This window comes from Vibrio penaeicida (assembly GCF_030689305.1).
Taxonomy (GTDB): domain Bacteria; phylum Pseudomonadota; class Gammaproteobacteria; order Enterobacterales; family Vibrionaceae; genus Vibrio; species Vibrio penaeicida_B.
Window position 1 is genome coordinate 176792 of record NZ_JAUYVM010000004.1, and the last position, 14283, is coordinate 191074.

Consider the following 14283-nt stretch of genomic DNA (forward strand, 5'->3'; position numbering starts at 1 on the left):
AATGATGTAAACATAATGTTAATTACATGATTGACAATTAATCTACTATGTGCTGCAATCGTTTGCAAGCTGAAGCCTATCTAAATGTAGCCTGTGTTCTAAGACATAGGATAGTACGGATATGGCTTATTATTTGGAATTTGTTTGCAAACGTTTGCATTAATAACAAAGGAATGTCTATGGAAATTGTCAAACTCACAGAACCAAGGATAGTTCGAGAAAGTGATATAGAGCCTGGCTGGGACTGGTCTAAAAAGATTCCTGCACCAGGGAAAATGAGCGTGGATTTTGAACAAAGAGTAGACTTCAATCGTTTGCATCGCTATCGAGTTGGACGTGTTCAGAAAGTACTTGAAAAGTCGGAATTTGGCGCGATTCTTTGTTTTGATAACAACAATATTCGATACCTCACGAGTACGGTAATAGGAGAGTGGGCACGCGACAAAATTGCTCGTTACACGTTGTTTACCGGAAACTCAGATCCCTACCTATGGGATTTCGGATCCGCTGCCAAGCATCACCAGCTATACCAACCATTAATCGATGCAGAACACTTTAAATCTGGGATGCTCGGATTACGTGGTTCGATGGGCGAGGAAGCTGGGCTTTTTAAAAAAGCAGCCAAAGAAATCAAAGATCTTCTGGTAGCAGAAGGCGTTGCAGATATGCCAGTTGGCGTTGATGTCGCTGAACTCCCAATGCTTGAAGCATTAAAAGCGGAAGGGTTAGAAATCCGCGATTGTCAGCAACTCATGTTGGAAGCGAGACAAATAAAATCGATGGATGAAGTTGTTCTTTTGAACATGGCGGCAGCGATGGTTGACGGTGCCTATCACGAATTGGCGTGTGAACTGAAACCGGGAAAACGTGAAAATGAAAGCGTCGGGCTGGTAAATAAATTCCTATACGACAATGGATCTGATGATGTCGAAGCCATCAATGCGATTTCAGGAGAGCGAGGTAACCCACATCCACACAATTTTACTGATCGAATGTACCGCCCTGGCGATCAGGCCTTCTTCGATATAATTCATTCATTTATGGGCTATCGAACCTGCTATTACCGCACACTCAATGTAGGCAGCGCAAGTCAGGCGCAAATGGATGCTTATAAAAAAGCGAGAGAGTGGATAGATGCAGCGATTGATCTTATTCGTCCAGGAATGACGACAGATAAAATTGCCGCGGTTTGGCCAAAAGCGGAAGAGTTCGGTTTTGCGAGTGAAATGGAAGCCTTTGGTTTGCAGTTTGGTCATGGAATAGGGCTAGCATTACACGAACGTCCCATTATTAGCCGTTTAGTCTCCATGGAACATCCATTTGAACTTCAAGAAGGTATGGTGTTTGCCCTTGAAACGTATTGTCCCTCGGCAGATGGCAACGGAGCAGCTCGAATCGAAGAAGAAGTTGTCGTCACAGCGACTGGTTCTGAAGTGATTACATTGTTTCCAGCGCAAGACCTATTTATTGCAAATAAATACTGATTCAAGGAAGAAACAAATGCCCCTAGAAATTACAGAGGAAATTCAATGGTCGCTATACAAGACCATGCTCAGAGCCCGCGGGTTTGAACAACGCGCCTCCGATCTGTTTTTACAAAATTTAGTGAAGGGAACGAATCACTTAGCTATGGGTCAGGAGGCGGTAGCTGCTGGCTTTGGTGTAGCGATGAAAAAGGGGGATTATACCTTTTGTACCTATCGTGGTCATACACACACCTTGGTTCGTGGTGCCGATATGTCGGCATTGTTTGCTGAATTAATGGGTCGCGAAGGTGGGATTCTTAGTGGTAAAGGTGGCTCTATGCATTTAACAAGCGTCGAGCATGGTGCGATGGGTTCATACGCTATTATCGGAGCGCAACTGTGTATTGCAAATGGAAGCGCATGGAAAAGCCAATACAAAGAAAGCGGTGAAGTCACGGTTGTTTTCTTTGGTGATGGCACAACCAATATTGGTGCATTCCACGAGGCACTTAACTTCGCTGTTATTTGGTCTTTGCCCGTTGTCTTTGTGTGTGAAAACAACCTTTATATGGAATACACGCCAATCGGCAATGTAACAGCGGTTGAGCATCCAGCGGCTGATCGCGCTTCAGCGTATGGCTTAGAATCCATCATTGTGGATGGAAATGATGCCGATGCAATGTTTGAAGTGGCTCAGTCGGCAATTGAAAAAGCGAGACAAGGCGGAGGTCCTAGTTTAATCGAAGCCAAAACCTATCGTCACCAAGGGCACTCACGTGCAGATCCCGGAAAATACCGCCCTAAGGAAGAGCTAGAAAAATGGCTCGCGTATGACCCCATTGATATCTATCGGGATCGTTTGCTTCAACAAGGGGTGGATAAAAATCGAATAGAACAGCTAGAAGCTGAAGTCGAAAATGAAATTGACGAAGCCACGGAAAAGGCAAAAACATCTCCAGCTCCATCGGAGGCGTTGTGTTTTAAAGATGTTTGGGCAAATGGAGGTTGGGAATGGCGAAGTTAATCAGCTACCGAGAAGCCGTTGCAGAGGGGATTGCCCAAGAATTACGACGAGACAATGATGTCGTATTTCTAGGGGAAGACGTCGCGGCAGCAGGAGGCGTATTTAAAGCAACGGTTGGTCTGTATGAAGAATTTGGTCCGGAGAGAGTTAGGGATACCCCTATATCCGAACAAGCCATATTAGGTGCCGCGATGGGGGCGGCGATGACAGGGCTTAAACCCATAGCTGAAATAATGTTCTCAGATTTTTTGGCCGTTTGTTGGGATATGGTTGCTAACGAAATTGCAAAAGCTCGGTACATGACTGATGGACAAATGACGATTCCGCTTGTGATTAGAACCGCAAACGGTGCAGGATCTCGCTTTGGGGCTCAGCATTCACAAAGTTTAGAAAATTGGGCAATGATGATACCGGGAATTAAGGTTGTTGCACCTTCTAATCCAGCGGATGCGAAAGGGCTGCTCGCTGCAGCTGTTCGAGATCCCGATCCGGTCATTGTGTTTGAACACAAATCTCTTTACGCGATGAAAGGCGAAATACCAGATGGCGAGCATGTTGTCGAGCTGGGGAAAGCCAACCAAATCCGCTATGGAAGTGACGTTACAATTGTTGCTTTAGCAGCAATGGTTCCAAGAGCAGAAAAAGCGGCAAAAAAACTTAACGAAGAAGGGATAGATTGCTCAGTTATTGATTTAAGGTGCCTCGTCCCACTTGATGTGGATACCATCCTTAATGATGTAAAGAAGACGTCTAGGTTAGTCACCGTTGAAGAAAACCCTCAGTTATGTGGTTGGGGGGCGGAAATTGCCTCTATTGTTGGGAATGAATGTTTTTTTGAACTGGATTCACCGATAACTCGCATCACAACGCCCCATATCCCTTTGCCTGCCGCTGATAATTTAGAAGACCATGTCATCCCTTCCGTTGATCGGATCATTGATGAAGTAAGAAAGGTGGTGTCAATATGATTGTCGACGGTATTAAGGTGCCAACCGGTGTATTTATTGGTGGAAAGTGGTTCAACAGCCAAAGTCGCGATATCCCTGTTTATAACCCTGCAAACGAAGAGCTTCTTACGTATGTCGCTTCTGCGAACGAAAAGCATGTAGAGGCAGCCATTGATAGCGCTGAAAAGGGGCTGAAAATATGGAAGAGAACCGCGCCCAGAGAGCGAGGAGAGGTTCTGAGAAAAGCGTACCAACTGATGCAAGATGAAAAAGAACTCATCGCCAAGATCATCACTTTGGAAGAGGGGAAAACACTTGCCGAATCCAAAGGAGAAGTGAACTATGCTTCTGAATTCTTTCGCTGGTTTTCAGAACAAGCCGTTCAACTGAACCAAACCATGTCACCCGCTCCCAATGGTGATAAAGCCATCATGGTGTGCCAGCACCCAGTAGGGATAGCCTATCTTGTGACACCCTGGAATTTTCCCGCTGCGATGGCGACAAGAAAGATTGCCCCAGCATTGGCAGCAGGGTGCAGCGTTATCCTCAAACCTGCCACAGAAACACCATTGACTGCTTTGTATATCGCCGATCTATTAAAGCGAGTTGGCGTACCTGATGGTGTTGTTTCTGTTCTACCCTCTATCAGCGCTAGAAAAGTATCTCAAGTGATGTTTGCTGATGAGCGAATCGCTAAGCTCTCTTTCACAGGGTCAACTGAGGTAGGGAGAACATTGCTCCACAATGCAGCGGATCGTGTAGTGAATACGTCAATGGAGCTTGGAGGTAATGCACCTGTCATTGTGCTTGATGATGCAGATCTGGTGAAAGCCGTAGAACAAACCCTAGTAGCGAAAATCCGAAATGCCGGGGAATCTTGTATCGCAGCAAATCGAATTTACGTCGCTCGAAACTTGTACAAATCATTCTACGAACTCTTAGCTACTAAAATGGAACAACTTACTATTGGCTCTGGAACGGATGCAGATGTTGATGTTGGTCCTATGGTGAATAAGCAAACGCAATCTAAAGTGGAACACTTAGTTCAAGATGCCGTGGAAAAAGGAGCAACACTGATTACAGGTGGAAACTCATGGAGAGGCAAGGGGTTCTTTTGCCGGCCAACCGTACTTTGCGACCTTCCGAGTAACTGTGAAATATTGCAAGAAGAAATCTTTGGACCTGTTGCCGTTGTTATTCCCTTCGATTCGGAAGAAGAAGCCGTCAATTTAGCGAATGACACACCATTTGGATTAGCAGCCTATGTCATGTCTGAAAATATTCCTCGCGCAGTCAATGTAGCGAAGCAAATCGAAGCTGGCGTAATAGGAATCAATAAAGGCGTGATATCGGACCCTGCTGCCCCGTTTGGCGGGATGAAGCAAAGTGGCATTGGTCGGGAAGGTGGTGAGATGGGGATGGGGGAGTTTTTAGAAACCCAGTACATCGCTCTTGATTGGCCTGGCTCCCCAAATTTATGAGGCAATAATATGGATATTGTAATGCCCCAACTCGGAGAAACCGTGACAGAAGGGGAAATCATTCTTTGGTGCAAAGAAGTTGGTGACGAAGTAAAAAAAGGTGAAACACTTTTTGAAATTTCAACCGATAAAGTAACAATGGAAGTGCCGTCGGTCGAAAATGGCACTCTTGTTGAAAAGCATGCTCAAGTGGGTGAAGTTATCGATGTTGGTTTACCTGTTGCGACTTTGAAGGTCGAAGGTGAGGAGGCTCATTCTTTATGTACCGCCGAAGAAACTAGCGTAACTGAGCCGACTGAAGGCACCTATAAAGGCTTAAAATCACCTGCCGTAAAATACTTGTGTAAGCATAACAACGTTGATTTGGATGATATTGTAGGTTCGGGTTTAGATAATCGGATAACAAAAAAAGACGTACTTCAATGGATGTCATTGGAGCAAAAGCAGGTATCGGATGCGCTATCACCCGCTGTGCGGCGATTACTCGGAGAACACAATCTTCATGCTTCTGATATTGCGGGGACAGGTAAACACAGCCGAATAACAAAGCAAGATGTCTTAGACCACTTAGATAGTACGACCGTTGAAACCGGGTCTGCTATTAACAACGACTTTCATCCCGCTATTGAAACACAGGCTGAACTTTCGGTACCGAATTCGTATTCAGAATTTGAGACGGTTAAACCTTTCAACCACATGCGAAAAATGATTGCCCATCAAATGTCAAAGTCGGTTGATGAAGCCGTTCATGTTGCACAAGGCATTGATGTTTGTTTTGACGCTGTAGAGCGGACTAGGCTTCAACATAAAGAAGCATTTAAGACAAAATATGGATGCAGTCTTACACCACTTGCTTTTATCGCCCGTGCTGTTTGCATAGCGTTGACCGAATTTACTGACCTTAATGGCCGTTTAGAGGATCAAACGCTTATTACGTCGAGAGATATCCATCTAGGTATTGCTGTTGACTTAAATCATAAAGGGCTTGTTGTGCCCGTGATTAAAAATGCAGCCGATTACAATGTATCAGGGTTGGCAAAGAAGATAGCTTATTTAGCGAGAAAAGCGAGGGACAACGAGTTGAGTGCTGATGAGCTTCAGGGAGGCACTTATACACTTTCAAATAATGGTGTTTATGGCACGGCTTTCACCACACCGATCATCAATGTTCCTCAAGTAGCCATTTTATCTGTCGATGCCATTGCGAGGAAACCTGCTGTATTTGAATGCAATGGACAAGAATCGGTCGGTATTTCAAGCCAAGGAATGTTAACTCAATCATTTGATCACCGCGCTGTAGATGGTGGATACTCCGGAGCCTTCTTAAACAGAATCTCTGAAATATTGATTCAACACCCATGGCAAGATGAGGTAAAGGTTTAACGCTGCTTAGCGTTAAACCTAGTTCACCGCTTACATTACTTGCACTTTAAATTCGCGTGATCATGAACATTTCATTTTTTGTTCATCATCATTTTTTGTTCATCATAGTGTGGAGTGACCCATTGGTTTATCTCCGAACTCTGTTGGCATGCCTGAGCAATAATCAGCGCATTCAACCCATCTTTAAGCGTGGTAGATATAGGAGTACGGTTGTTGACCGACTGAATGAAATCATCGAGTTGAAGCACAAATGACCTTTGGTAGCGCTCAAGAAAAAAGTGTTTGAGTAAAGAAGAACTCTGGTAGTTTTGGTTGTTCGAGACAAGTAAGCCAGTCTCGGTTTGGTTTGTTGTTTGAAGCATACCTTTGTCCCCAAAGACCTCGATTCGTTGATCGAAACCGTAACGACACTCACGGCAATTATTTATGTGTACCAATGTTCCGCTGGGCATTTTTAACAACGTCATTGTCGTATCTTTATCGCCAATTGAAGCGATATCTTTGTTAAATAAGGTGCTGCCGACTGAATTAACTGATATAGGCTTCTCACCCGTTATCCAGCACGCGAGATCAATGTCATGTATGGTGCTGTCGCAAAAATACCCTCCGCTGAGCTTTAAATAATCGAGCGTTGGAGGTGACGGATCTCTGCTAGTCAGTAGCAGCATACGAAGACGCCCTAAGCGCCCTTTTTTAATCTGTGTTTGCAACTCGAAGACTTGAGGATCGAAGCGACGATTAAACCCCACCATGAAAGGGATACCACTTTGCACAACGCGCGTCGCGACTGCTTGTACTTTTTCGACATGAATGTCTATTGGTTTTTCGCATAAAATAGGGAGCGCGAAATCACAGCAAATTTCAATATGTTCAGAGTGAAATCGGGTTGGTGAGCAAATGATGACGGCGTCAAGATCACTCTTCAATAGTGCAGACCTGACATCATCGAAAGGCATTCCTCCAAATTGTTGGCATAATGCGGATGCATTGTTTATGTTCCGGCTGACTATCGCCCCGACAGTAGCATCGCAATGGTCTGAAATGGCGGAGGCGTATATTTTCCCCATTCGCCCTGAACCTATAATGCCAAGGCGAATCATGATGGTGTCCTCTGCCATTTTTCTAAAATATGGGCGGCTCCTTTTTCACCAATCATAATAGATGCAGCATTTGTGTTTGCAGATACGATAGTAGGCATAATCGACGCGTCTATGACTCTTAACTTATCGATCCCATGAACACAAAGTTTTGGGTCGACCACGGCCAAAGAATCGCTGCTCGGTCCCATCTTACATGTGCCGACTGGATGCAATAACGATAAGCCTGTTTTCCGGCAGTGCTCTAACCATTGTTCGTCCGTCACACACCTTTTTTTAGGGCTGACAAAGTCTTTGACGTAGTTACTCATTGGTTTGGTGTCTGCGATTTTTTGAGCGAACTTTGCACCTGCAATGGCTGCTTTTTTATCGTTTTCCGTTGATAAGAAGTTAAACTGAATAGCGGGTGTTGTTTTAGGGTTATTGGACGCTATGTGCACTGTTCCACGGGATTCTGGCTGAATGTGCTCTGCCAAAATTGTAAAGCCAGAAAAAGGATGTGGCTGTAAATCCTCACCGGTACACCAAGCCATAAAGGTAACCATCATATTGGGATGTACGTCATCACCTGTTGTTGAAATAAAGGTATTGGAATAATTGCCGTTACTCGCCATAGGTCCAGATTTAAAGAGCAAATACTGCAACATTGCCCACGACCTCTTTATGAGGCTATTAGCAAGATCATTAACGGTATCTTTGCTGTTACTTTTAAATTCGAGACCGACACCAAAATGGTCTTGGAGATTTTGACCAACACCTTTAAGGGGGTGCGCTAGCTTAATGTTATGCTTTGCTAGAATTTTAGGATCACCGATGCCAGACAGCTCAAGAATCTTTGGCGAATTAAACGTTCCTCCGCAGAGAATTACTTCTTTACTCGCGGGAACAGTATGCAAGCTTCCGTGTTTGTCTCTATACGTTACACCTACTGCACGAGATTTTGAGGCATTAAGTTCTATTCGCTCAACAAGCGCATGTTTTGTGACGGTAATATTTTGTGAGAAATTGGAACGAAGGTATGCCGCAGCGGTACTCCAGCGCTTACTGTGCTTTGTTGTAACTTGCACATAGCCGGTACCTAACTGAGTGTCCCCATTGAAGTCGTCGTTTTGCTTCGAACCTAATTGAACGGACGCAAGACTAAACGCATCGGCCAGGGGGTGAGTTGAGGGGAGGTCAGATACCCACACGGGTCCACCTTCACTATGGTAGTAATCGCTACCACGAACCTGATGTTGAGACTTTTTAAAGTAAGGCAGAACGTCGTCATAGCCCCAGCCTTCACAGCCATTTTTTAACCATCGGTTAAAATCGTCGGGCTGACCTCTCATGTAGATCATACCATTGATAGAACCCGTGCCACCGAGCACTTTTCCCCTTGGTTGATGCAATTTTCGACCATACAATTCTGGCTCAGGTTCTGACTCATAACACCAATTGAGCTTAGGGTTGTTATAGAGCTTGGCATAGCCTAGAGGAATATGTATCCATGGACTTTTATCTGCACCTCCTGCTTCAAGAAGGAGTACTTGATATCCAGCCTCACTTAACCTACCTGCAACGACACAACCTGCAGAGCCTGCTCCAATCACAACAAAATCGTACTCACTTGAGTTCATTTAACCTATCCCTGTAACGTTAACCATTCCTTGAATGAGTTTTTCATAGTTGCCCAAAACACCGCACATCGGAGTTATCCAAAATGGATATTTCAATTGTTTGTTTATCAATAATTGGAAGGACGCAACAACGGATCACAGATATGATGAAAGAGTGTGCACCTTAGAGAAAATGCTCAATTGATTGATATTTTCCCTGAGTTGGAAAACGTGTACCTGTAAGACTATTGATTCAAAGGAACTGGTTTATGACAAAGGAAGAATTGATAAGGATATTGAGCTTCGTTGAGTCATCTCGAACACTAACAGAGTTCACTCATCCATTGTCATCTGTTGATCCTCGTTGGAATATTATTGCCTACTGTGTTCGTCGTCATTTTGAGGGGAAGCTCATCACTGTGACGTCTCTTGCTATGGCGTCTAATGTTCCGTATGCAACAGCTATGCGAAGGATTAACGAGTTAATTGACGAAGGTATGTTGCTTAAAAGAATAAAGACGAAAACGGGGAAATCATTTTCTATTCACCCCACGGAAAAAATGATTAAGCAATTTGAAGCGTTTGCTTTTCAACTCAAAGGGCTTGTGGGAAGTACTTTTGGATTTCACTCTGATCAGCGAGACTTCTATTTTGGTGGCGCCTATATGGGGCAAAGAACCATTCCATACCCCAGTGTCCTTAAAGATGGTTTGGGTTACGAGAGGGTGTTAAAAATCTTATGCCCTTCAGATCCAACCTTCAGAACCCTTAGTGATTTGTCTTCAACATTAAATGAATTGTGCGGTGGGAAATTGAAAATCGTCAATTTGGCCCTAGATGAACTTCACGACGAGATAATTGCAAATGCCCAACGTGCAGAATCTCAATACGACTTAATTGCTGTTGATCTTCCTTGGTTTGGCGAGTTTGTGTCTAAGAATATGTTGTTACCTCTTACTCAATTTATTGAAGAGAAGTCTTTTAATCACAATGATTTTCATACTGCTGCATGGCGAGCATCAATGCTAGCAGGAGAGCAATATGGTATTCCTATTCAACCTACAGCAGAGCTTTTATTTTATCGCAGAGATATGCTTGAAGAATTGGGATTGTCTCCTCCTAAAACCACCCAAGATTTATTGGATACATTGATTCAGCTTCAACAATGCCATCCCGAAACGTATGGAATCATACTGAATTGTGGATCCGGTACGCCTGTCGCTCATACTTTCCTTCAAATACTCGCGTCCTTTGGAAAGGCCGTCATCAATTTACCAAAAGTAGGTGACGATTTTGATACCGAAAATTTGCAAGCAAATAACTTCAAACCTTGTTTAGATTCAAAGGAAGCGCTTGCAGCGGTTCACTATTTGAAATCATTGCTTAAGCTCGCACACCCAGCCAGCCTTAAATGCGATTGGGATAAAAGGATACGTTTATTCTCTGAAGGCGAGACGGCATTTACGTTTGGTTGGTCTATTCGCGCAGGATTCTTCGAGCTGAATCCAGACAGCCTACCAAATGGTAACGTTGGTTATTGTGTCGCACCACCAAACGTCGGTTGTAAGCCTATATCCCCAATAGGTGGTTTCTCACTTGCTATTCCATCCAATTTACCAGTAGAACATTTAGGTACGACATGGCAAATGATGTCTTACCTTACGACACCCGAGATGATGAAGTGGTATACACTTAATGGCAGTTTTTCGAGCCCACGATTTTCTACAAGTGCAGATGAGGAGGTAGTGGAATTCAGTTCAGTGATAAATACAGTAGACTCATTGGAAAAGAAAGGTCAAATTCAAGTGTGGCCAAGAGTTTCCATACCTGAATTTAGCGACATCACTCATATATTAGGGGAAGAGATCCACGCAATCTTGAGGGATGTTAAATCTCCAGAAGAAGGGTTGGAATCAGCGCAATTCCGCATTAATCAGATAATGATTGAAACGGGGAGATATAAAAAAAGCCAGCTTTGAGACTGGCTAAATAATAAGAAGTGAAGCGGTGCGTCTACCAACTAGGTCGCTCAAACTGGTTTACATTGTTTGCTTGGATCTTCGGTGTTTCAATAGTGCTGAGTTTAGGTACATCAATACCATTTGCCACTTTAACGGCGGTTTGAATCGCGAGAATTGCGTCGTCGATTGGAGACTGTTTGTTAGACCCCGTCTCCCAACCGGCTTTAATCGCATCCCAACCTTCTCCAAATAAGTTGCACGTGACGACTTTTACATCACCAGGCTTTTTGCCTGCACCCTGTAAGGCACTGATAACCCCAAGCCCCATGCCGTCATCGAATGCATAAACGCCATCAATTTTGTCACCGAACTTAGTAATGAACGTTTCCATAACGGTTTGTGCTTTCTCTCGGTTCCATTCTGCTGTTTGGCTAGCAAGAATAGTAATATTTGGGTAGCGGTCTTCAATCTTGTCTAAGAAACAGTTTTTCCTAAGAATTGAAACGGTATAACCCGGTGTACCTTCAACGACCACAATGTTCCCTTTACCCCCTAACGAATCGCCAAGCATTTCTGCAGCCTGTTCCGCTTGAGAGCAATCATCGGGCCCCGTATGTGCTGCAATGTATCGTCTTCCAGCTTCTCCGATTGGCGAGTTCGATGTGACAACGGGAATATTGGAGCGCGTTGCTTGCCTAACCGCTGGGATGAGGGCATTTTGCGATGTAGGCCAAAGTACAATCACATCGAACCGCTGAGAGATCATATCTTGAAGTTGATTAAATTGAGTCGCAGGATCACCTTGGGGATCCATAACCGTTGCTTTTAGCCCGAGTTCCTTGGTGTACTTTTCCGCGGTTTCTGCGTATTTAGCCTGATAAGCGTTTGATCCTGGGTAAAGTACGGTTATCCCAATTCTTGTTTCGCTCAGTGGTTTTTTTAGTTCTCCTCCCAACCAATCTGGCGCATCCGATGCAAAGGATGTTGAACATATTAGTGTTGTGGATATGAGTAGTGAAAGTTTCTTAAGTATACGTTTTTGCAACTTCATGTAGCCTCCATTCTGTATTACATCAGGTCATCCATTGCCTTTATGAAGAGTGAATGCTTCAACTATAAGTCTTGTAAGCAAGTCACCTGTTAAAGGTTAATCCCTATCCATGATTGACCTTTACTACGCATTTACAAGGCAAAGAATATTCATAATGGATATTTTGTTTTTACCTGAATATCCATTATGGATATTTTTAAAAACACAAAATGTACGCTCATGACATAATCGATTTCATTAACAAGTGATTAACATTGGAGTGTGCAATGACAAGCAGGGAACGTGTCATATCACTAATGCGGTCAAACGGGTTATTGGTCGCCTTTTTACTATTCCTATCTGTCGTTACAGTAAATGTACCTTCATTTCTAACAGCGAATAATATTCTCGATGTGATGAGGCAAGTTTCTATCACTGGAATGATGGCAATCGGTGCAACGTTCGTTGTTATCAGCGCTCGGTTAGACCTTTCAGTGGGCTCCATGCTGACTTTACTCACTGTCATCATGGTTGATTTACATAACCAAATTGGTCCTTTGCCCGCCATTTTGATCACACTCGCTTGCGGTGTCTTTATTGGTGCTGTTAATGGTTACTTTGTCGGTGTAATGGGGCTTAATGCTCTGATTGTCACGCTTGCAATGCTCTCTCTTCTTCAAGGTTTAACGCTGCTCTATTCTGGGGGAGCCAACGTCAACGTTTCCGATTCACAAACTACGTGGTTTGCGTTTTTTGGGCGTGAAGAGCTATTGGGTATACCTGTTCCGGTTTGGATTTTTCTTTCATCAGCACTAATTGCGAGTTTTGTTTTAAAGCGAACGGGCTTTGGGCGATCTATTTATGCCGTTGGTGGAAACGAAATAGGCAGTTTGTTTTCGGGGATAGGAACGTCTATGTGTGTCCTAGTCACTTTTGTTATATCAGGGCTCACGACGTCAATAGCCGCCATTATTATGGCGAGCCGTGTGATGGGCGCGCAAAATACGATTGGACAAGGATATGAACTGACAGTCTTGGCAGGAATTATTTTGGGAGGAACTTCTCTCATGGGAGGAAGTGGCACCATTTGGCGCAGCGTAATCGGAATATGCATGCTTGGATTTATCCAGAACGGTTTATTGTTGCTTGGCTTTCCTTACTATGTTCAGTGGCTAGTGACTTGGGTGATTATCATTGTTGCTGTTTGGATAGATTTAGCAGCACAGCGTGGGAGGGTAATCGCTTGAGGAATACGGCAGTTACAACCGCAAGGAAGAGCATTGTGAATAACGTCTTGAAAGGTTCACGGACACAAGAGATCTTGATGAAACTGGCGAAAAATCACATTTGGTTATTCCTGATACTAACCATGATTTGTTTCTCTTTTACCTCTCCTTATTTTCTTACTTTAAACAATTTAAGTAATGTTGCAACGCAGGCTGCTTTTATAGGAATTATTGCGATTGGCATGACGCTGGTGATGATCAACGGTGAAATAGATTTGTCCGTTGGCGCGATTTTGGCTTTGGCGAGTGCACTTGCTATTGGATTACAAACGCATATTGGCGTGTGGCCCGCTGTTATATGCGCGTTAGGGTCAGGCGCTTTACTCGGGCTGCTGAATGGCACTTTAGTTACGATGTCGGGCATGCATTCTTTTGTCGTCACGCTTGGTGGGTTGATAGGAATTCGGGGTATCGTCTTTGTCTATACAGGTGAAAACGCACTAATGGTAGAAGATTTTAGCTATACCGAATACCCCGAGATCTACTTTGGTCCGTTATCCATAACAGCACTGATTTTTTTAGCGCTCGTTTTCTTTTTCCAATGGATGCTTTCTTCAACTCGACATGGGCGAGAAGCTTATGCCGTTGGCGACAATGTAGAGGCTGCTCATGTTGCTGGAATAAACGTAAAAAAACACAAGACCATCAATTTTGTACTGTGCGGTCTTATGGCCGCCATTGCGGGTGTTTTATTGTCTATGCGTTTAGGAACTGCAGAACCCAATGCAGGAAAAATCTGGGAGCTTTGGGCGATAATTGCCGTGGTTTTAGGGGGCACGCGGATGCAAGGTGGGTATGGGAGTATGTGGAAAACGCTTGGCGGAATACTCACGCTATCGGTGATTCAAAACGGACTGAGATTAATGAATACGCCCAACTACATTGAGCTAATTGTGATGGGGTCTGTGCTCATACTAGCGTTGATACTCGACAAAGTACTGGTTGGTCGAAGTTCTGGCTAACTAAGATTCAGACGAAACTCTCCTAGAAACATGAGCGATGTTAGGGAA

11 protein-coding genes are annotated in these 14283 nt (G+C 44.0%); 8 read left to right on the top strand and 3 right to left on the bottom strand.

The window, feature by feature from the left end; translation table 11 throughout:
• Positions 1-179 precede the first annotated feature (179 nt).
• From Q8W40_RS08875 to Q8W40_RS08895, 5 genes are read left to right on the top strand one after another with little or no spacing between them, the layout of a single operon-like run.
• Positions 180-1484: a M24 family metallopeptidase gene (locus tag Q8W40_RS08875; RefSeq protein ID WP_305396821.1), complete on the top strand. Its 1305-nt coding sequence runs from the start codon at positions 180-182 to the stop codon at positions 1482-1484.
• A gap of 16 nt (positions 1485-1500) precedes the next feature.
• Positions 1501-2490: a thiamine pyrophosphate-dependent dehydrogenase E1 component subunit alpha gene (locus tag Q8W40_RS08880; protein ID WP_305396822.1), complete on the top strand. Its 990-nt coding sequence runs from the start codon at positions 1501-1503 to the stop codon at positions 2488-2490.
• The gene (locus Q8W40_RS08885) at positions 2478-3458 is read left to right on the top strand and encodes an alpha-ketoacid dehydrogenase subunit beta (protein WP_305396823.1); all 981 of its coding nucleotides are present in this window, start codon (positions 2478-2480) and stop codon (positions 3456-3458) included. The genes Q8W40_RS08880 and Q8W40_RS08885 overlap by 13 nt, the downstream gene beginning before the upstream one ends.
• On the top strand, positions 3455-4918 hold the full coding sequence (locus Q8W40_RS08890) for an NAD-dependent succinate-semialdehyde dehydrogenase (protein ID WP_305396824.1): 1464 nt from the start codon (positions 3455-3457) through the stop codon (positions 4916-4918). Before Q8W40_RS08885 ends, Q8W40_RS08890 begins: the two co-directional genes overlap by 4 nt.
• A 21-nt stretch (positions 4919-4939) precedes the next feature.
• The gene (locus Q8W40_RS08895; protein ID WP_305396825.1) at positions 4940-6301 is read left to right on the top strand and encodes a dihydrolipoamide acetyltransferase family protein; all 1362 of its coding nucleotides are present in this window, start codon (positions 4940-4942) and stop codon (positions 6299-6301) included.
• 71 nt (positions 6302-6372) lie between these two features.
• Here Q8W40_RS08895 and Q8W40_RS08900 read toward each other — a convergent pair whose 3' ends face one another.
• The gene (locus Q8W40_RS08900) at positions 6373-7401 is read right to left on the bottom strand and encodes a Gfo/Idh/MocA family protein (protein ID WP_305396826.1); all 1029 of its coding nucleotides are present in this window, start codon (positions 7399-7401) and stop codon (positions 6373-6375) included.
• Positions 7398-9017, bottom strand: coding sequence for a GMC family oxidoreductase (locus tag Q8W40_RS08905; protein WP_305396827.1), 1620 nt, complete (start codon positions 9015-9017; stop codon positions 7398-7400). Before Q8W40_RS08905 ends, Q8W40_RS08900 begins: the two co-directional genes overlap by 4 nt.
• A gap of 248 nt (positions 9018-9265) precedes the next feature.
• On the opposite strand from Q8W40_RS08905, the gene Q8W40_RS08910 reads away from it, so the two are divergent.
• Complete coding sequence (locus tag Q8W40_RS08910) at positions 9266-10975, top strand: ABC transporter substrate-binding protein (protein WP_305396828.1); 1710 nt, start codon at positions 9266-9268, stop codon at positions 10973-10975.
• A 34-nt stretch (positions 10976-11009) separates the two neighbouring features.
• On the opposite strand, the gene Q8W40_RS08915 is transcribed toward Q8W40_RS08910, so the two are convergent.
• Entirely contained in the window at positions 11010-12008 is a 999-nt protein-coding gene (locus Q8W40_RS08915) for a sugar ABC transporter substrate-binding protein (protein ID WP_237324127.1), read from the bottom strand.
• Positions 12009-12274: 266 nt separating this feature from the next.
• Between Q8W40_RS08915 and Q8W40_RS08920 the strand changes: the two genes are divergently transcribed.
• The gene (locus tag Q8W40_RS08920) at positions 12275-13234 is read left to right on the top strand and encodes an ABC transporter permease (protein WP_104400641.1); all 960 of its coding nucleotides are present in this window, start codon (positions 12275-12277) and stop codon (positions 13232-13234) included.
• Between the two features lie 35 nt (positions 13235-13269).
• Positions 13270-14235 (top strand): ABC transporter permease, encoded by a 966-nt coding sequence (locus tag Q8W40_RS08925; protein ID WP_305396829.1) that lies wholly within the window; start codon positions 13270-13272, stop codon positions 14233-14235.
• The last annotated feature ends 48 nt before the right edge of the window (positions 14236-14283 follow it).